This is a genomic window from Actinomycetospora lemnae (assembly GCF_028737315.1).
GTDB classification, from domain to species: domain Bacteria; phylum Actinomycetota; class Actinomycetes; order Mycobacteriales; family Pseudonocardiaceae; genus Actinomycetospora; species Actinomycetospora lemnae.
Genome location: NZ_JAQZAO010000002.1, coordinates 540,416 through 558,503, shown reverse-complemented (window position 1 = coordinate 558,503; position 18,088 = coordinate 540,416). Strand labels below are relative to the sequence as shown.

The window sequence follows — 18,088 nt, the reverse complement described above, 5'->3', positions numbered from 1 at the left end:
CTGCCCCGCATGACCGATCGGGGGACCGAGGACGTCGTCGCGGGCCAGCAGCCCCGCCGGCGCTGGAGCATCGTCGGACCGGGCATCGTCGTCGCGGCGACCGGCGTGGGCGCGGGCGACCTCGTCGCCACCCTCGTCGCCGGCGCCGAGTACGGCTACACCCTGCTGTGGGCGGTGGTGCTCGGCGTCGTCGTCAAGATCGCGCTGGCCGAGGCCACCGGCCGCTGGCACCTCGCGACCGGCTCGACGATCTTCGCGGGCTGGCGCTCGCTGGGCGCGTGGACGACCGTCTACTTCGTCGTCTACGTCGCGATCTGGGGGTTCGTCTACGGCGCGACGGCGATGACGTCGTCGGCGCTGCCGCTGGCGGCGATGTTCGGCGGCTCGATCCCGGCATGGGGCATCCCGTGCGGCCTGGTCGGGCTGGTGCTCGTGTGGTTCGGCTCGTACCCGCTGTTCGAGAAGATCATGACGGTGCTCGTGGGCGTCATGTTCGTCGTCGTCGTGGGGCTGGCGATCCTCGTGCTGCCCGACGTCCCGGCGATGCTCGCGGGCCTGGTCCCGACGCTGCCGGAGGGCTCGGGGATCTACACGCTCGGCCTCGTCGGCGGCGTCGGCGGCACGGTGACGATGGCGGCGTACGGCTACTGGGTCAACGCCAAGGGCTGGCGCGACAGCTCCTGGATGAAGATCATGCGGCTGGACAACCGCGTCGCCTACATCACCACCGGCATCTTCGTCGCCGCGATGCTCGTCGTCGGCGCGGAGCTGCTCTACACGGCCAACATCGCGCTGGTCGAGAGCGACCGCGGCCTGCTCGACCTCGACGCGATCCTCGCCCAGCGCTTCGGCCCGGTGATCGCGACGCTCTTCCTCGTCGGGTTCTTCGCGACGTCGTTCTCGTCGCTGCTCGGCGTGTGGCAGGGCGTGAGCCTGATGGTCACCGACTTCGTCCGCACCCGCCGCGAGGCCGTCGCCAGGACGCCGGAGGAACTCGCCGCGGCCGGGCAGCTCTCCGAGGACGCCGAGCGCAGCCTGCCGTTCCGGGCCTACCTGCTCTGGCTCACGTTCCCGCCGATGGTGCTGCTGTTCCTCGGGCGGCCGTTCGCGCTGGTCGTTGCGTACGGCGCGCTCGGGGCGTTCTTCATGCCGTTCCTGGCGATCACGCTGCTGTGGCTGCTCAACAGCAGCCGCACGCCGCGGGAGTGGCGCAACGGCTGGCTCTCGACGACCCTGCTCGTCGGCGCGGCGGTGCTCTTCGGCGTCCTCTGCGTCACGGAGCTGATCGACACGTTCGGCTGAGTACGTGAGCGAACTCCAGAGCCATGGCTCGAGAGTTCGCTCACGACGGGGTCAGAACGTCAGCACCAGCCGGCCGCGGACGCCGCCGGCCTCGAGGCGCCGGTGGGCCTCGGGCGCCTTGTCGGCGGGGATGGTGTCGGCGACGCGCAGGGTCAGCACACCCTCCTCGGCCTGGCGGCGCAGCGTCTCGAGGGCCGCGTGGTCCTCGGCGACCTCGCGCACCAGCACCGGGTGCCACGTGATCCCGCGTTCGTCGGCGCCCCGGTGACCGCGCACCGTCGCGATCTTGCCGCCGTCGCGGACCGCGTCGAGCAGCGCGTCGCCCTGCAGGGACGCGTCGACGACCGCGTCGACCCCGCCCGGCTGGTCGTCGCGGATGCGCTGGGCCACGTCGTCACCCCGCCGCACGACGACGTCGGCGCCGAGCTCCCGCACCAGGGCCTCGTCGGCCTCGGACGCGTCCGCGACCACCGTGAGCCGGTCGGCCTTCGCGAGCTGCACGACGTAGCCCCCGAGCGCGCCGGCGGCGCCGGTGACCGCGAGCGTCCCGCCCGGCGCCAGCGCGAGCGTGTCGAGCGCGAGGCGGGCGGTCAGGGCGTTCATCGGCAGCGTCGCGGCCTCGACGATCGACGCGGTCGCCGGCGCCCGCACCACGGAAGCGGCGGGCACGACGACGTGCTCGGCGTAGGCGCCGTGGCTGCCGTCGGGCACGACGATCGCCATCGCCGCGTCGCCGACGTGCAGCTCGGTGTCGGTGCCCTCGCCGATCTCGTCGACCTCGCCCGCGGCGTCCATGCCCGGCACGTACGGCGGCGGGTCCTTGCGCTGGCGCTCCGCGCGGGAGCCGTCCCGGACGAGGGTGTCGGTGGGGTTGACCGCCGCCGCCCGCACGCGTAGCCGGACCTCGCCGGGACCGGCGTGGGGGTCGGGCAGCTCGACGACCTCGAGGGCGTCGGGGCCTCCGTACGAATTCACTCCGATGGCACGCACATCCCCGGCCTACCCGGCGGGGTAGACCGGGACGCGTGACGCCCCCGGTGACGCCCTCCACCCGCCGCTTCCGCGTCGTCGACAGCCCGATCGGCCCGCTGACGCTCACCTGGGACGACGAGCGCGACGCGGTCGTCGGGGTGCACGTCCACGACCAGCGCGAGCGCGAGCCCGACCCGGCCTTCGGCGTGCCCGACGACGGCGCCTGCGCGGGCCTGGACGCCCTCGCCGCCGAGCTCGACGAGTACTTCGCGGGGGAGCGGGAGCGGTTCTCGGTGCCCGTCGACCCGCCCGGGACGGCCTTCTCGCGCGCGGTGTGGGCGGCGCTGGCCGAGGTGCCCTACGGGTCGGTGACGACGTACGGCGCGCTCGCGGCGGCGGTGGGGAAACCGCGCGCGGCCCAGGCCGTGGGGACCGCGAACGCTCGTAATCCGGTCAGTCTGCTCGTTCCGTGTCATCGCGTCGTCAACGCCGCGGGCGAACCCTCGGGTGGGGGACCCGGTATCGCACGCAAGCGATTGCTGTTGGCACTGGAGCGTCGGACCCCTTGACCCCGCCCGTGCCGGGAGTACCGTCGGAGGTGTCGCTGTGGTGCCGGCCACACGAGCTGAGGGTTGGTCCGCACCGCGCACACGACCGCAGTGGAATGACCGGGAAGAGGTGATGGATTGGACGCAGGGAAGACCCCGCACCGCATCACGAGGACCCGGTCGTCCCGGCGCCGCACCGCGCACGGGAGCTGATCCACACCAGACTCCACGCCGCTGAGCGCAATCAGTCGGTCGGTGGGACGACCGGGACCGTGCGGGTCCCGAGCTGACACTTCCTCCCAGATACGAACCGGCGTCCCCGTCACGGGGGCGCCGGTTCGTCTGTGTGCGGGGCCGGGTCCTCGGCGGTGATCAACGGGGACTTCGGACGCGTAGAAGCAGCGAACAGCGCGTTCGCTGCGTCCCCCGGCGCGCCTCAGTAGTGCACGACCCCGCGCTCGCCGCCCGCGGCCGCGACGGCGCCGCCGGTGACGCTGACCGCGCGGGGCGAGGCGAGGAACGCGACGACGTCGGCGACCTCGTCGGCGGTGATGATCCGCCGCAGGCTGGTGGCCTGCGCGAGCTCGGCGCGGACCTCGTCCTCCGAGCGCCCGCTCGCCGCCACCCGGTCGGCGATCATCCCGGCCGTCCGCTCGGTCTCGGTGTAGCCCGGGTGCACGACGACGACGCCGACGCCGTGCGGGCCGAGCTCGTCGGCGAGGTTCGCGGTCAGCGCGGCGACGCCGACGTTGCGGATCGTCCCGGCGATCGACCCCGTGCGCCGCGCGTTGAGGCCCGAGATGTTGACGATCCGCCCCCAGCCCTGGGCGGTCATGTGCGGCGCCACGGCCCGGGCGGTGCGCAGGTAGCCGAGCACCTTGGTGTCGACCTCGGCGAGCACCGCGTCGTCGGTCAGCTCGGTCAGCGGCGGGATCGACGTCCCGCCCGCCGGGCGCGCCGCAGCGTTGACCAGCACGTCGACGCCGCCGAGCTCGCCGACCGCCCGCTCCACCATGGCGCGCACCGCCGTGTCGTCGGTGGTGTCGGCGACGACCGGCAGCACCGTCGACGCGGGCCCGGCCGAGCGCACCCGCCCCGCCGCGCCCTCCAGCGTGTCCGCGTCGCGGCCGACGAGCACGACGTGCGCGCCCTCGGTCGCGAGCGCCCGCGCGCACGCCAGGCCGATGCCGCGCGAGGCGCCGGTGACGATGGCGACCCGCCCGCCCAGGTCGAGGTCCACGCTCAGCTCCAGTCGTAGAAGCCGCGCCCGGACTTCTGCCCGAGCTCGCCGCGCTCCACCTTGTCGCGCAGCAGCTGGGGCGGGGTGAACCGCGGGCCGAGCTCCTGCGTCAGGTGCTCGGCGATCGCCAGGCGCACGTCGAGGCCGACGACGTCGGTCAGGCGCAGCGGGCCCATGGGCCAGCGGTAGCCCAGCTGCATGCCGGTGTCGATGTCCTCGGGGCTGGCGACGCCCTCCTCGACCATGCGGATCGCCTCGAGCCCCACGGTCAGGCCCAGGCGCGAGGTGGCGAAGCCGGGCGCGTCGTTGACGACGATCGACGTCTTGCCCAGCGCGTCGACCCAGTCGCGGCAGGCCTGCGTCGTCGCCTCCGACGTCCCCGGGTGCACGACGAGCTCGACGAGCTTCTGCGCGGGCACCGGGTTGAAGAAGTGCATGCCGATGACGCGCTCGCCGGGCAGCTCCGCGGCGATCGCGCCGATCGACAGCGACGAGGTGTTCGACGCGAGCACGGCCTCGGGGCAGGCGCGGGCGGCGGCGCCGAGCACCGTCTGCTTGACGTCCACCCGCTCGGGCACCGCCTCGACCACCAGCGCGGTGTCCGCGGGCAGCTCGTCCACCGCCGTGGTGGGCGTGAGGCGGGCGACGAGGTCCTCGCGCGTGGTGCCCTCGGGCAGCTTCCCGCGCTGCGCGGCACCGTCGAGGCTCGTCGACACGGCCTGCGCCGCCGCGTCCAGCCGGGACCCGTCCGCCTCCACGAGCACCACCGGGGAGCCGGCGGCGAGCAGGACGTGGGCGATCCCGGCGCCCATCGTGCCGCCGCCGATGACGGCGGTCGTCGGGCGTGCGTCCATGCGGTGGGACCTCCTCGAGCGATCGTTCCGTGGGCCCGTGTCATAGCACGGCGGGCCCGCGCAGCGCCGCCGTGACGTGGTCGGGCATGAGCACCGCGTGCCGGGCGACGTCGCCGAGGAAGCGGTTGGTCAGGGCGTCGGGGTCGGCGCCGGTGTAGGCCGCGAGCTCCCGCTCGACGCGGGGGACCGGGCGGGCGACGGTGCCCGGGAAGTCCGTCGGGACGATCGCCGCGGGCACCAGCGACGGCCCGATCCCGGCCGCCGTGAGCAGGGGCGCGACGGCGGTCTGCTCGGTGCGCACCGCCACCCGCGGCCGGTAGCCGACGCGCTCGCAGGCGTCGAGCAGGACGTCGGCGAGCGCGTGGTCGGGCGCGTACTGCACCCACGGGACGTGCTCGAGGCGCGTGAGGGCGATCTCACCGCCGGCGGGGGCCATGACGTCGTCGGGGCCGAGGTTCGGCGGCAGCAGCACGACCATCTCCTCCTGGCCGAGCGTGCGCTGCCGCCCGCGCCACCGGGCGGGCACCGGCCCGACGCCGACGTCGGCCTGCCCGTCGGCGATGGCCGCGGCCAGCGCGTCCCCGTGGCGGTGCTCGAACAGGCGCACGGTGACGTCGGGGTTCTCGGCGCGCCACCGGCGCAGCACGCCGGGCAGCAGGCCGAGGCTCACCGAGTAGACGCAGGCGATGCGCAGCTCACCGCCCTCGGAGCCGGTGACCTGACGCGCCGCGGCGTGCCCGCGCTCGGCCGCGGTGACCGCCGTGCGGGCGTGGGGGAGCAGGGCCCGCCCGGTGGGCGTGAGGTGCACCGCACGCGGGAGGCGGTCGAACACCGACCCGCCCAGCTCTTTCTCCAGCGCCGCGATCTGCTGCGACAGGCCGGGCTGGGTGACGAACAGCCGGTCGGCGGCCCGGGTGAACGAGCCCTCCTCGACGACGGCGAGGAAGGACTCGAGCTGCCGCAGGGTCGGTGCCATCAGCTCATCTTATGGATTCTGGCACTGAACTTCTTCGACTTATGGCGGCTGGCGGCGAACCGTGGATCGGGACGACAGCAAGCCCGTCGAACCCCCGAGGAGCTCCCCGTGCCTCTGGCCCTGCTCGCCCTCGCCCTGGGCACCTTCGGCATCGGTACCACCGAATTCGTGATCATGGGCCTCCTGCCCGAGGTCGCCGGCGCCCTCGGCGTCCCGGTCAGCGAGGCCGGCCACCTCGTGTCCGCCTACGCGGCCGGCGTCGTGGTCGGCGCACCCCTGCTCGCCGTCGCCACCGTCAAGCTCCCGCGCCGCCCGGTGCTCATGGCGCTGATGGGCGTGTTCGCCGTCGGCAACCTGCTCTCGGCGATCGCGCCCGGGATGGGGTCGCTGCTGGCGGTCCGCTTCCTCACCGGCCTGCCGCACGGTGCGTTCTTCGGGGCGGCGTCGGTGGCCGCGGCCGCGATGGTCGGCCGCGACCGGCGCGCCACCGCCGTCTCGCGCGTGTTCCTGGGCCTGACCATCGCGAACGTGGTCGGCGTGCCGCTGGGCACGCTGCTCGGCCAGGCCGCCGGCTGGCGCGCCACCTTCGCGGTGGTCGGCGTGATCGGTCTGCTGGCCGTCGCCGGGATCGCCGCGTTCGTGCCGGCCGCGCAGCCCGCGGCGCCCGGCCGGGGTGCGCTGCGCACCGAGGTCGCGACCCTGCGCCACCCGCAGGTCGTGCTCGCCCTCGCCGCCGTGGTCTTCGGCTTCGGCGCGATGTTCGCCTGCTACAGCTACGTCACCCCGATGCTCACCGAGGTCGGCGGCTTCTCGACGGCCACGGTCACGCTGCTGCTCGCCGTCGTGGGCCTGGGCATGACCGCGGGCTCGGTACTGGGCGGGCGCGCCGCGGACCGGGCGCCGATGACGACCCTGTACGCCTGCCTCGTGGCGCTCGCCGGGGTCCTCGTGAGCTTCGTCGTCACGGTGCACCACCCCGTGCTCGCGGTGCTCTCGCTGTTCGGCGCGGGCATGTTCTCGCTGGCCCTGGGCCCGGCGATCCAGACGCGCATCCTCGACCTGGTCGGCGAGGCCCCGACGATGGCGTCGGCGGCGATCCAGTCGGCGTCGAACATCGCCAACTCCCTGGGCGCCTGGCTCGGCGGGATGGTCATCGCCGCGGGCCTGGGCTACCTCGCCCCGGCGGTGGTGGGCGCGGTGCTCGCGGTCGTCGGCCTCGCCGTCCTCGGGCTCTCCGGGGGCCTGGAGGTCCGCGTCCGTCGCCGCGACGCCCGGGCCGCCCTGGCCGCCGCCTGACCCCCTACGTGAGCAGTTACCACGCCTATAGGCGTGGTAACTGCTCACATGGCGACGTGGTCACAACGCCACCACGAGCAGCACCGGCACGCTGACCAGGGTCGTGAGCAGCGCTGCGTCGCGCGCCAGCGGGACGCCGGTGGCGAAGCGCACGGCGTAGCCGAAGACGTTCTGCGCGGTCGGCAGCGCCGCCGAGACCACGACCGCGAGCAGCGCCGGGCCGGTCAGCCCGAACGCCGACCCGATCGCCCAGGCCAGGAACGGGTGCACGAGGTTCTTGAGCACGATCACCGCGCCGAGGCACACGGGGTCGTCGTCGCGGCCCGGCCGCTGGGCGTGGGCGAGCGAGAGCCCGAACGCGAGCAGCATCGCCGGGACCGCGAGGTCGGCGAGCAGCTCGACCGGCTCGAGCAGGCCCTCGGGCACGGCGACGCCGGCCACGTTGAGCACCAGGCCCGCGACCGTGGCCAGCAGCAGCGGGTTGCGCAGCGGCGCGACCACGGCGTCCGCGAGGCCCGGCTCCTCACCCCGGCGGCGCGCGGCGACGACGTCGAGCAGCGTCGTGTAGGTGGGCGTCAGCACGGCCAGCTGGAAGATCAGCGACGGCGCGATCTCGGCGGCGCTGCCCAGCGCGTAGGTCGCGATCGGGATGCCGAGGTTGCCGGCGTTGAGGTAGCCGCTGGCCATCGAGCCGACGACGGTCTCGCCGCGCGGGCGGCGCCGCAGCAGGCCGACCGGGACGTAGAGCAGGCATACCGCCACCGCCGCGAGCGCGGTGACGACGAGGCCGGTCGAGAGCACGCGCGCGACGTCGGCGCGCAGCAGGGTGACGAAGAGCAGCGCCGGGCTCGCGACGAAGAAGGCGACACGCGAGAGCGTCTCGGTCGCCCCGTCGGGCAGGACGTCGAGACGCCCGACGACGACCCCGACCGCGACGACGACCCCGATGACGAGGAAGCCCTCCAGCACCCCGCTCACCGGTCGACCACGCCCGGCACCCTAGGAGCGCTGCGCACCCCGCGTGGCGTGCCCTACGGTCCCGTGACCATGGGCATCCTCGACCGCTTCCGACTCGACGACCGCGTCGCCGTGATCACCGGCGCCTCCTCCGGGCTGGGCGTGGTGTTCGCCACCGCGCTGGCCGAGGCGGGCGCCGACGTCGTGCTGGGCGCCCGGCGCGCCGAGAAGCTCGAGGACACCCGCAAGGCCGTCGAGGAGCGCGGGCGCCGCGCGCTCACCGTCAGCACCGACGTCGCGTCGCCCGACGACTGCCGCGCGCTGGCCGACGCCGCCGCGACCGAGTTCGGGAAGATCGACATCCTGGTCAACAACGCCGGCATCGGCACCGCCTACCCGGCGACCAAGGAGACCCCGGACCAGTTCCGCCAGGTCATCGACGTCAACCTCAACGGCTGCTACTGGATGGCCCAGGCCGTCGTGCCGCACATGCCGCAGGGCAGCGCGATCGTCAACGTCTCGAGCATCCTCGCGCTGACGACGGCCGGCCTGCCGCAGGCCGCCTACTCGGCGTCGAAGGCGGGGCTGCTGGGCCTGACCCGCGACCTCGCCCAGCAGTGGACGCCGCGCAAGGGCATCCGCGTCAACGCGCTCGCCCCGGGCTTCTTCACCTCGGAGATGACCGACAGCTACCAGGAGGGCTACCTCGAGAAGATGATGCCCCGCGTGCTCGCCGGGCGGATCGGGGATCCGGAGGAGCTCGCGGCGTCGCTCGTGTGGCTGGTGTCCGACGCGGGCTCGTACGTCACCGGGACCACCGTCACGGTCGACGGCGGGGTGACGACCACCTAGCGGTCGGGTAGCCCGGCGGTCATGGACGACACCCTCACCGAGGAGCAGAAGCTGACCGCCCGCGCCGTGCTCGAGCGCGAGGGACGTGGGTTCGCCGAGGAGATCGGGCTCGGACGCACCAACAACCCGGCGAGCCTGTTCGGTCTGCTCGTGGCGGCGGTGCTCGTCGCCCCCCGCGGCGAGGCGACGGGTCCCGCGCGCGCCGCGCACGAGGTCACCAACCGCTGGCACACCGCCTCCGACCTCGCGGCGGCGAACGAGAAGGACGTCGCGAAGGAGCTCGGCGCCGCCGTCGAGGGCTTCGACCGCGACGACGACCGCGACGACAGAGCCTCCGGCGACGCCGGGACGCTGGTGGCCCTCGCGTCCTCGCTGTCGGCGGACTGGGGCGGCGACCTGCGCGCGCTGCGCGACGAGGCCGGCCGCGACCCCGCCCGCGAGCGCGAGCTGCTCACCGCCCTGCCCGGGGTCGACGACGCCGTCGCCGACGTGTTCCTGCGCGAGGTGCAGGTGCTCTGGGAGGAGGTCTCCCCGTTCGCCGACGACCGCGCCCTGCGGGCCGCGGCGACGCTGGGGCTCGGCGAGACGGCCGCGGACCTGGCCCGCTACGGCAGCGACGCCGAGAAGACCGGGCGCCTCGCCGGGGCCCTCGCCCGGATCGAGGTCGAGGGCTCCCACGACGAGGTGCGGCGCACGGCCTCGTCGTAGCGACTACGGGGTCGTCGCGGACTCGTCCGCCGCCGCCAGCGCCTCGGGCAGCACGCGGGCGGCCTCGAGCAGGCTCGGCCCGTACCACGTGAGCAGACGCCCGCTGACCAGCGCGGACGGCGCCTCGAACGCCTCCGGGCCGTCGTCGGCGGTGAAGCGGTACGGCTCGTCGGGCAGCACGACGAGGTCGTGGGCCGGCAGGTCGGCCGGGTCGAAGCGCGGGTAGCGCTCGGGGCTGTCGGCCAGCACGTTCTCGACGCCGAGGCGGGCGAGCACCGACCCGGTGAAGGTGTCCGACCCGACCGCCATCCACGGCTTGCGCCAAATCGGCACCACGGCCCGGCGGGTGTGGTCGGGCAGGGCCAGCGAGTCCCACGCCGCGCGGGCGCCGTCGATCCACGCCGGGCGGTCGAGCCCGCACGCGGCGAGCACGCGCTCCAGCGAGCGCAGGGCGCCGTCGACGGTGCGGATGTCGGTGACGTAGACCGCGAGGCCGGCCGCGCGCAGCTTCTCGAGCTCCTCCGGCTTGTTCTCCTCGGCGTTGGCGAGCACGACGTCGGGCGCCAGCGCGACGATCGTGTCGATGTCGGGGTTCTTCGTCCCGCGGACGCGCGTCACCCCGTGCTCGTCCAGGTCGTCGGGGTGGGTGCACCAGTCCGTCGCACCCACCAGCAGGCCCGGCTCGGTGACCCCGACGGCCTCGGTGAGCGATGGGACGAGGCTGACCACACGCCTGACGGTCGCGGGGAGCGGGACGCGGCGGCCCTCGTCGTCGACGACGTTCATGCCCCCAGCGTGCCACCCGAGCGAAGTCCGATACCGTCGGTACCGGCATCTTCTGCGTGACCGGAGGCACACCGTCGTGGATCGTTGGGCGTCGGGCATCGACACCGCGTGGCTGCAGCTCGAGCAGCCCGCCAACCGCATGGTCGTGCACGGGGTGCTGTTCTGCGACGGGCCGGTCGACGTCGCGACGGTGCGGGAGCGGGTCGCGGAACGGTGGCTGCCCGCCTACCCGGGGCTGCGCCAGCGCCCGACGTGGTCGCCGAGCGGCCTCGGGCCCGTGCGGTGGGTCGACCACGACCCCGACATGACCGCGCACGTCGACACCGTCGCCCTCGAGGCGCCGGGCGACGACGCCGCCCTGACCCGGCACGTCGGGCGGTTGATGTCCCGCCCGCTGCCCCCCGACCGACCGTGGTGGGCGATGCACGTGCTCACGGGCTGGCAGGGGTCCGGCACCGCGGTGATCGTGAGCATCCACCACGGCCTGGCCGACGGCGTGGCGCTCAACCACCTCTTCCACGCGCTCGCCGACGACCCACCCGGCACCGACGAGGGCACCCCGGTCGCCTACGCCGCCCCGCCGAAGCGCCGGCGCGGGGTGCGCGACGTCCGGCTCGTGCGCCGCGAGATCCCGCAGCGCCTGCGCCGGCTGACCCGCACGGTGGCGGGGTCGTCACGGCCCGGCGGCGCGCAGGAGCTGGCGGCGACGAGCACGGCGATCGGGCGCTCCACCGCGCTCATCGTCCGCCCGCCCGCGGACGCCGCGACGGCGCTGCAGGGCGAGCTGGGGACGGCGAAGTCGGCGCGCTGGACGCGGTCGGTGGACCTCGCCGCGGTGAAGCAGGCCGGCAAGGAGCACGGCGCGAGCGTCAACGACGTGCTGTGCGCGGCGATCGCGGGCGCGCTGCGGACCTACCTGGGGGAGGACACGCCGCGCCTGCGGGCGGTCATGCCGACGAACCTGCGCCGCCTCGACCGCCCGGTGTCGCACTGGCTGGGCAACGAGTTCGGGCTCGTGCTGCCGACGATCCCCACCGACGAGCCGGACCCGGGCCGGCGCGTCGAGCGCGTGCACCGGGTGATGTCGGAGATCAAGCGCACCAACCAGGCGCTGGCCACGTTCATCGGGATCGCGGCCGCCGGGCACGGTCGCGCCGCCTGGACCCAGGCGCTCGTCGGGCGCTACGCCGAGGCGGCGTCGCTGATCATCACCAACGTCCCCGGCCCGGTGCGCGAGCTGAGCCTCGCCGGCACGCCGATCCGCGACCTGCTGTTCTGGGTGCCGTGCTCGGGGCGCCTGGCCCTGGGCGTGAGCATCCTGAGCTACGCCGGGCGCGTGCGCCTCGGCGTCGCCGCCGACACCGGCGTGCTCGGCGGCGAGGACGGTGTCGACCGCTTCGTCGCGGCCCTGGAGGACGAGCTCGGTGCGCTTCGCGCAGGTGAGCAGGAAGAAGGGCTGTAGCCCTTCTCTCTGCTCACCTGGGCGGAGCTCACATGGAGCGCCGGTACTGCCCGCCGACCTCGAAGAACGCCTCGGTGAGCTGGCCCAGGGTGCAGACGCGCGCCGCGGACATCAGCTCGGCGAAGACGTTGCCGCCCGAGGTGGCGACGTCCTGGAGCCGGCGCAGGGCCTCCGGCGCGGCGTCGGCGTGGCGGGCCTGGAAGTCGGCGACCCGCTGCAGCTGCCCCTGCTTCTCCTCCTCGGTGCCGCGGGAGAGGTCGAGCTCCGGCGCCTCCTGCTCGGCGTCCTCGGGCGGCAGGAAGGTGTTGACGCCGACGATCGGCAGCGTCCCGTCGTGCTTGCGCGACTCGTAGAGCAGCGACTCGTCCTGGATCTTGCCGCGCTGGTAACCGGTCTCCATCGCGCCGAGCACGCCGCCGCGCTCCGCGAGGCGGTCGAACTCGGCCAGCACGGCCTCCTCGACGAGGTCGGTGAGCTCGTCGATGACGAACGAGCCCTGCAGCGGGTTCTCGTTCATCGACAGGCCCCACTCGCGGTTGATGATCAGCTGGATCGCCAGCGCGCGGCGCACCGACTCCTGCGACGGGGTGGTGACGGCCTCGTCGTAGGCGTTGGTGTGCAGGGAGTTCGCGTTGTCGTAGAGCGCGCACAGCGCCTGGAGCGTCGTGCGGATGTCGTTGAAGTTCATCTCCTGCGCGTGCAGCGACCGTCCCGAGGTCTGCACGTGGTACTTCAGCTTCTGGCTGCGCTCGTTCGCCCCGTAGCGGTCCCGCATCGCCACCGCCCAGATGCGGCGCGCGACCCGGCCGATGACGGAGTACTCGGCGTCCATGCCGTTGGAGAAGAAGAACGACAGGTTGGGCGCGAAGTCGTCGATGTCCATGCCGCGCGCGAGGTAGGACTCGACGTAGGTGAAGCCGTTCGCGAGCGTGAACGCGAGCTGCGAGATGGGGTTCGCCCCGGCCTCCGCGATGTGGTAGCCGGAGATCGACACCGAGTAGAAGTTGCGCACCCCGTGCTCGATGAACCACTCCTGGATGTCGGCCATCATCCGCAGCGAGAACTCGGTGGAGAAGATGCAGGTGTTCTGGCCCTGGTCCTCCTTGAGGATGTCGGCCTGCACCGTGCCCCGGACGTTGCGGTACGCGTGCTCCGCGAGCTCGGCGCGCTCGTCGGAGGACGGCTCCCGCCCGTGCTCGGAGCGGAACGCGTCCACCTGCTGGTCGACCGCCGTGTTGAGGAAGAACGCGAGGATCGCGGGCGCCGGGCCGTTGATCGTCATCGACACCGAGGTCGTCGGCGACGTGAGGTCGAAGCCCGAGTAGAGCACCTCCATGTCGTCGAGCGAGGCGATCGAGACCCCGGACGTGCCGACCTTGCCGTAGACGTCGGGCGGGGTCGCCGGGTCGTGGCCGTAGAGGGTCACCGAGTCGAACGCGGTCGACAGGCGCTTCGCGGGCGAGTCCTGCGAGAGGTAGTGGAACCGGCGGTTGGTGCGGAACGCGTCGCCCTCGCCGGCGAACATGCGCGCCGGGTCCTCGCCCTCGCGCTTGAACGCGAACACCCCGGCGGTGAACGGGAAGTGCCCGGGCAGGTTCTCGCGGCGCAGGAAGCGCAGGACCTCCTCGTCGGCGGTGAACGGCGGCAGCGCGACGCGGTTGACCTTGTTGCCCGAGAGCGTCTCCCGCGTGAGCTGGGTGCGCAGCTCCTTGTCGCGCACGTGGACGACCATCTCGTCGCCGGCGTAGGCCTCGACCGTCGCCGGCCACGCGTCGAGCAGGGCCGCGGCCTCGCCCGGCAGGTCGCGCTCGGCCTCGGCGAGCACGGCGGGCAGCTCGCCGGCGTCGCGATCGCCGAGGGCCTCGACGGCCGTCCGCAGCGCCGCGCGCCGGCGCGCCGCCGCGACCATCGCGTCCGTCTGCTCGTGGTAGCCGCGCACCGTGCCCGCCACGTCGGCGAGGTAGCGGGCGCGCTCGGGCGGGATCGAGGCGGCGAACTCGGTCGAGGTCTTCGTGTCCGGGATCGTCAGCCGGCCCTCGCCGACCGTGAGGCCGTGCTCGCCGAGCAGCGTGCGCAGGTGGCCGTAGAGCGCGGTCACGCCGTCGTCGTGGAACGTCGCGGCGCTGGTGCCGAAGACCGGCATGTCCTCCCACGACGACGAGAACGCGTCGCGGTTGCGGACGAGCTGGCGCGCGACGTCGCGACGGGCGTCGTCGGCCCCGCGGCGCTCGAACTTGTTGATGGCGACGGCGTCGGCGAAGTCCAGCATGTCGATCTTCTCGAGCTGCGACGCGGCGCCGAACTCCGGTGTCATGACGTAGAGCGAGGCGTCGACGAGGTCGACGATCCCGGCGTCGCCCTGCCCGATGCCCGGCGTCTCGACGATGACGAGGTCGACCCCGGAGGCGCGCAGCAGCAGGATCGCGTCGTCGAGGTGCTCGGGCAGCGTGCCACCGCCGCCCCGGGACGCCATCGAGCGGAAGTAGACCTGCGCCCCGCCCAGGGAGTTCATGCGGATGCGGTCGCCGAGCAGCGCGCCGCCGCCCTTGCGCCGGGTGGGGTCGACCGCGAGGACCGCGATGCGCAGCTTGTCCTCCTGGTCGAGGCGGAAGCGGCGCACGAGCTCGTCGGTCAGCGACGACTTGCCCGAGCCACCGGTGCCCGTGATCCCCAGGACCGGCACCTGCTTGCCCTCGATCGTCGATGTCGCGCGCTCGCGGACGTCGTCGGGCAGGGCGCCGGCCTCGGCCACGGACAGGGCGCGCGCGAGGGTGGCCGGCTCGCCGGTGAACACGCCGTCCCAGCTCGACGGGGGCTGCGCGCCGAGGTCGACGTCGCACGCCCTGATCATCGTGTTGATCATGCCCGGCAGGCCCAGGCGCTGGCCGTCGGTGGGGGAGAAGATGTGCTCCACGCCGTGGGCGTGCAGCTGGTCGATCTCCTCCTGGACGATGACGCCACCGCCGCCGCCGTAGACCTTCACGTGCCCGGCGCCGCGCTCGCGCAGCAGGTCGACCAGGTACGAGAAGTACTCCAGGTGCCCGCCCTGGTAGGAGCTGATGGCGACGCCGTGGGCGTCCTCCTGGATGGCGGCGGTGACCACCTCGTCGACCGACCGGTTGTGGCCGAGGTGGACGACCTCCGCGCCCTGGCGCTGGAGGATCCGCCGCATGATGTTGATCGCGGCGTCGTGCCCGTCGAACAGGCTCGCCGCGGTGACGAAGCGGATCGGGTGGGTCGGGACGTACAGCTCGTCCGTCATGCTTCCCTCGCAGTCCTGTGGGCGCCTCCCGCAAATAGTAGGACGTCATAGCGTTTGACGTGGGGCGACGCGTGTCACTCACGCAACGAAGTCGTCGCTGGGCTCAACGGGTGACAGGTGGGTGTACGAAACCCGGAGATGATTACTGTGCGTCGAGGATGACAGGAGACTTCCTCCGGTCCGCGTCCCACCCGCTCCTTCCCCCCGGGAGACCGCCTTGACCACCCCGACCACGCCGCCCGGTCCGCCCGCCGACCAGGGCGTGCCGTCCGCCCCGACCACCGTCGTCGGGCAGCCGGGGTACGCCCAGCCCGGGTACGGCGCGTACCCGCCGCCGGGGAGCGGCGGGTACGGCGCCCCGCCCGCGTACGGCCAGCCCGCGTACGGCCCGCCCGCGTACGGCCAGCCCGCGTACGGCCAGCCCGCGTACGGCATGCCGCCGACCGGGGCGGTGCCCGGCTACGGCCCGCCGGCGCCCCGCGGGCGCGGGTGGATCGGCTGGCTGGTCGGCGGCGTCGCGCTCGCGCTCGTCGCGGGCGTCGTCGGCGCGTTCCTGCTGTTCTCCGGCGGCGGCACGCTCATCGCGGTGTCGACGACCGGCGCGGCGATCCCCGACGCCGACCCGAACGGCCTCACCGTGCCCCTCACCCTCGACGGCTCGGGCACGGTGCAGTCGGTGCACGTCGAGGCGTCGATCACCCACCCCTACACGTGCGACCTCACCGTCGTGCTGGTCTCGCCGCAGGGGACGCCGGTGACCCTCGCCGACCCGCCGACCTGCAGCCGCTCGACCCCGGACCTCGAGGTCAACCTCGACAGCACGACGCCGGGCAGCCCGCTCGCCCCGTTCGTCGGTCAGGAGGCCGGCGGGGAGTGGCGGCTGCAGGTCGTCGACGCCGTCGGCATCGACCAGGGCTCGCTCACCGGCTGGGGCCTGACGGTCCAGACGAGCTGAGTCGCGTCCCTCGCTCGTCGCGGGGCCAGCTCAGCGGGTGCGCTCGGCCTGCAGTGCGAGCACCCCGACGAGCGAGCCGGAACCCAGCAGCTCGCCCGTGAGCGCGAGGCGCAGCGCCTCGGCGAACGGGATCCAGCGGGCGCGGCCGGGCTCGTACGGATCGAGCGGGCGGTCGCCGGGCTCGCTGTCGGTCCAGACGTGCACCGACATCGGTGAGACGACCATGCCGGGCAGCGGCTCGAAGCTCACGAGCGTGCGCCCGGGGCCGGCGGGGCGGCGGCCGGTCTCCTCGGCGGCCTCCCGGGCCGCGGCCTCCTGGGGGTCCTCGCCGGGCTCGACGACCCCGCCCGGCAGCTCCCACCCCTCCCGGTCGACGACGTGGCGGTGGGTGCGCAGCACGAGCACCCGGTCCTCGGCGTCGAGGACGAGCGCCACGGCCACCTGGGGGAGCACCGCCCGTTCGTGGTCGAAGCGGTCCCCGGCCGGCGCAGTGACGTCCTCGACCTCGACGCGGAGTGTCCGTCCGGCATACGCCGTGTGCCGCGAATGGACGACCCAGGAATGGTCCGGTTGCGGTGTGTCCTCGTTCATGCGGCGGGGTAATTGGCAGTCCCGAGCAAGTGATCAATTCGTGACCGAGGAGTAGTAGCAGTGATCATCCTGGGCGTCATCCTCATCATCATCGGTGCCATCACCGGCATCTCGATCCTCTACACGATCGGCGCCATCCTCGCTGTCGTCGGCCTCGTGCTGACGATCCTGGGCGCGGTGGGCCGCGGGGTGGGCGGCCGCAAGACCTACTTCTGATCCCCGAGCGCGACGTGCGGCCCGTCCCCTACGGGGGACGGGCCGTTCCCGTCCGTGGCGCGGCGTTCGCGGTCCAGGCGCGCGACGAGCTCGGCCGCCGGCTCCCCGGTGACCGCCCCGTGGCCCGTGCCCGCCCAGAGGTGCACCGCCTCGACGTCGCCCATCCGTGACGCCGCGGCGCGCACCGGCCGGGTGAGGTGGTGCAGCTCCGGATAGGCCGCCGGGGCCGCGGCCGAGTGCTCGCGGGTGAAGCGGTTGACCAGCGCCCGCGCCGGGCGCCCGGTGAACGCCCGCGTCACCACGGTGTCGCGGCCACCCTCGCGCAGCGCCGCCCGGTGCGTCGCCGACGTGCCGGCCTCCGGCGCACCCAGGAACGCGGTACCCAGCCCGACGGCGGCCGCTCCCAGTGCCAGCATCCGCGCGACCTCCCGCCCGTCGTGGAGCCCACCGGCGGCGACGAGCGGCAGATCGGTCGCGGTCCGGATCACGGGCAGCAGGCGCTCGAGCGGCTCGGCGCCCGCCTCCGGGTCGCCGCCCGAGTCGAGGTGCACCCCGCGGTGCCCGCCCGCCTCGCGGCCCTGCACCCACAGCGCGTCGAAGCCCTGGACCTCCGCGGCACGGGCCTCCGCCACCGACGTCACCGTCGCGACGAGGCAGGCCCCGGTGGCGCGCAGCGCGGCGAACCGCTCGGCCGAGGGCAGCGCGAACGTCACCGACACGACGGCGGGCCGGTGCCGCGCCAGGACGGCGATCTTGTCGTCGACGGCGTCGTCGTCCACCCGCGGTGCCCCGAGCTCGACGCCGTACCGCTCCGCCTCGCCCTGCAGCGTCCCCGCGTACTCGCGGACCGCGGCGGCGCGCGCGGCGGGGTCCGGGTCGGGCGGCGCGGGGAGGAAGAGGTTCGCGCCGAAGGGCCGGTCGCTGCGGGCCCGCAGGTCCGTGAGCTGCTCGTCGAACGCCTCCCCGGTGAGGTAGCCGCCGGCGAGGAAGCCCATCGCGCCCGCCTCGGCGACGGCGGCGACCAGCGCCGGGGTGGACGGACCGCCCGCCATGGGCGCGGCGATCAACGGCACGTCGAGCGGGGGCAGCGTCGGCACGCCCGCATCGTGCC

At 74.2% G+C, this 18,088-nt stretch carries 17 protein-coding genes; 8 read left to right on the top strand and 9 right to left on the bottom strand.

Going from position 1 to position 18,088, the window contains the following annotated elements; translation table 11 throughout:
* The first annotated feature begins 9 nt into the window (after positions 1–9).
* Positions 10–1,302, top strand: a complete 1,293-nt coding sequence (locus PGB27_RS06345; RefSeq protein WP_274199491.1) for an Nramp family divalent metal transporter — start codon at positions 10–12, stop codon at positions 1,300–1,302.
* A gap of 51 nt (positions 1,303–1,353) precedes the next feature.
* Here the strand turns inward: PGB27_RS06345 and PGB27_RS06340 are convergent, their stop codons facing one another.
* Positions 1,354–2,277, bottom strand: a complete 924-nt coding sequence (locus PGB27_RS06340) for an NADP-dependent oxidoreductase (RefSeq protein ID WP_274199490.1) — start codon at positions 2,275–2,277, stop codon at positions 1,354–1,356.
* Between the two features lie 50 nt (positions 2,278–2,327).
* Here PGB27_RS06340 and PGB27_RS06335 point away from each other — a divergent pair, with 50 nt between their 5' ends.
* Positions 2,328–2,843, top strand: a complete 516-nt coding sequence (locus PGB27_RS06335) for a methylated-DNA--[protein]-cysteine S-methyltransferase (protein WP_274199489.1) — start codon at positions 2,328–2,330, stop codon at positions 2,841–2,843.
* 415 nt (positions 2,844–3,258) lie between these two features.
* On the opposite strand, the gene PGB27_RS06330 is transcribed toward PGB27_RS06335, so the two are convergent.
* From PGB27_RS06330 to PGB27_RS06320, 3 genes are read right to left on the bottom strand one after another with little or no spacing between them, the layout of a single operon-like run.
* Positions 3,259–4,062 carry an SDR family NAD(P)-dependent oxidoreductase gene (locus PGB27_RS06330; protein ID WP_274199488.1) on the bottom strand — a complete coding sequence of 268 codons (804 nt, stop codon included), beginning with the start codon at positions 4,060–4,062 and terminating at the stop codon, positions 3,259–3,261.
* 2 nt (positions 4,063–4,064) lie between these two features.
* Entirely contained in the window at positions 4,065–4,916 is an 852-nt protein-coding gene (locus tag PGB27_RS06325; RefSeq protein WP_274199487.1) for a 3-hydroxyacyl-CoA dehydrogenase family protein, read from the bottom strand.
* A gap of 40 nt (positions 4,917–4,956) precedes the next feature.
* Positions 4,957–5,892 (bottom strand): LysR family transcriptional regulator, encoded by a 936-nt coding sequence (locus PGB27_RS06320; RefSeq protein ID WP_274199486.1) that lies wholly within the window; start codon positions 5,890–5,892, stop codon positions 4,957–4,959.
* A gap of 108 nt (positions 5,893–6,000) precedes the next feature.
* Between PGB27_RS06320 and PGB27_RS06315 the strand changes: the two genes are divergently transcribed.
* Complete coding sequence (locus PGB27_RS06315; RefSeq protein ID WP_274199485.1) at positions 6,001–7,188, top strand: MFS transporter; 1,188 nt, start codon at positions 6,001–6,003, stop codon at positions 7,186–7,188.
* A gap of 60 nt (positions 7,189–7,248) precedes the next feature.
* Here PGB27_RS06315 and PGB27_RS06310 read toward each other — a convergent pair whose 3' ends face one another.
* Positions 7,249–8,166: an AEC family transporter gene (locus PGB27_RS06310; RefSeq protein ID WP_274199484.1), complete on the bottom strand. Its 918-nt coding sequence runs from the start codon at positions 8,164–8,166 to the stop codon at positions 7,249–7,251.
* Between the two features lie 69 nt (positions 8,167–8,235).
* Between PGB27_RS06310 and PGB27_RS06305 the strand changes: the two genes are divergently transcribed.
* Entirely contained in the window at positions 8,236–8,997 is a 762-nt protein-coding gene (locus PGB27_RS06305) for an SDR family NAD(P)-dependent oxidoreductase (protein WP_274199631.1), read from the top strand.
* Between the two features lie 21 nt (positions 8,998–9,018).
* Positions 9,019–9,705, top strand: coding sequence for a hypothetical protein (locus tag PGB27_RS06300; protein WP_274199483.1), 687 nt, complete (start codon positions 9,019–9,021; stop codon positions 9,703–9,705).
* Positions 9,706–9,708: 3 nt separating this feature from the next.
* Here PGB27_RS06300 and PGB27_RS06295 read toward each other — a convergent pair whose 3' ends face one another.
* Positions 9,709–10,491 carry a helical backbone metal receptor gene (locus tag PGB27_RS06295; RefSeq protein ID WP_274199482.1) on the bottom strand — a complete coding sequence of 261 codons (783 nt, stop codon included), beginning with the start codon at positions 10,489–10,491 and terminating at the stop codon, positions 9,709–9,711.
* 76 nt (positions 10,492–10,567) lie between these two features.
* On the opposite strand from PGB27_RS06295, the gene PGB27_RS06290 reads away from it, so the two are divergent.
* On the top strand, positions 10,568–11,953 hold the full coding sequence (locus PGB27_RS06290; protein ID WP_274199481.1) for a wax ester/triacylglycerol synthase family O-acyltransferase: 1,386 nt from the start codon (positions 10,568–10,570) through the stop codon (positions 11,951–11,953).
* Positions 11,954–11,981: 28 nt separating this feature from the next.
* Here PGB27_RS06290 and icmF read toward each other — a convergent pair whose 3' ends face one another.
* Positions 11,982–15,215, bottom strand: a complete 3,234-nt coding sequence (icmF, locus tag PGB27_RS06285; RefSeq protein ID WP_274199480.1) for a fused isobutyryl-CoA mutase/GTPase IcmF — start codon at positions 15,213–15,215, stop codon at positions 11,982–11,984.
* Positions 15,216–15,432: 217 nt separating this feature from the next.
* On the opposite strand from icmF, the gene PGB27_RS06280 reads away from it, so the two are divergent.
* A complete protein-coding gene (locus tag PGB27_RS06280; RefSeq protein ID WP_274199479.1) occupies positions 15,433–16,170 on the top strand; it encodes a proprotein convertase P-domain-containing protein in 738 nt (245 codons plus the stop codon).
* A gap of 30 nt (positions 16,171–16,200) precedes the next feature.
* On the opposite strand, the gene PGB27_RS06275 is transcribed toward PGB27_RS06280, so the two are convergent.
* Positions 16,201–16,623, bottom strand: coding sequence for an NUDIX domain-containing protein (locus tag PGB27_RS06275; protein WP_274199478.1), 423 nt, complete (start codon positions 16,621–16,623; stop codon positions 16,201–16,203).
* A 198-nt stretch (positions 16,624–16,821) separates the two neighbouring features.
* On the opposite strand from PGB27_RS06275, the gene PGB27_RS06270 reads away from it, so the two are divergent.
* Positions 16,822–16,977 carry a hypothetical protein gene (locus PGB27_RS06270; RefSeq protein WP_274199477.1) on the top strand — a complete coding sequence of 52 codons (156 nt, stop codon included), beginning with the start codon at positions 16,822–16,824 and terminating at the stop codon, positions 16,975–16,977.
* On the opposite strand, the gene PGB27_RS06265 is transcribed toward PGB27_RS06270, so the two are convergent.
* Complete coding sequence (locus PGB27_RS06265) at positions 16,968–18,074, bottom strand: nitronate monooxygenase (protein ID WP_274199476.1); 1,107 nt, start codon at positions 18,072–18,074, stop codon at positions 16,968–16,970. The two genes, PGB27_RS06270 and PGB27_RS06265, sit on opposite strands and share 10 nt — an antisense overlap.
* Positions 18,075–18,088 lie beyond the last annotated feature (14 nt).

What these genes read in the sequence shown, in the direction of transcription:
- PGB27_RS06345 (WP_274199491.1), top strand. Translation starts at nt 10, where the DNA reads ATGACCGATCGGGGGACCGAGGACGTCGTCGCGGGCCAGCAGCCCCGC.
- PGB27_RS06325 (WP_274199487.1), bottom strand. Translation starts at nt 4,916, where the DNA reads ATGGACGCACGCCCGACGACCGCCGTCATCGGCGGCGGCACGATGGGC.
- PGB27_RS06320 (WP_274199486.1), bottom strand. Translation starts at nt 5,892, where the DNA reads ATGGCACCGACCCTGCGGCAGCTCGAGTCCTTCCTCGCCGTCGTCGAG.
- PGB27_RS06305 (WP_274199631.1), top strand. Translation starts at nt 8,236, where the DNA reads ATGGGCATCCTCGACCGCTTCCGACTCGACGACCGCGTCGCCGTGATC.
- PGB27_RS06300 (WP_274199483.1), top strand. Translation starts at nt 9,019, where the DNA reads ATGGACGACACCCTCACCGAGGAGCAGAAGCTGACCGCCCGCGCCGTG.
- PGB27_RS06295 (WP_274199482.1), bottom strand. Translation starts at nt 10,491, where the DNA reads ATGAACGTCGTCGACGACGAGGGCCGCCGCGTCCCGCTCCCCGCGACC.
- icmF (WP_274199480.1), bottom strand. Translation starts at nt 15,215, where the DNA reads ATGACGGACGAGCTGTACGTCCCGACCCACCCGATCCGCTTCGTCACC.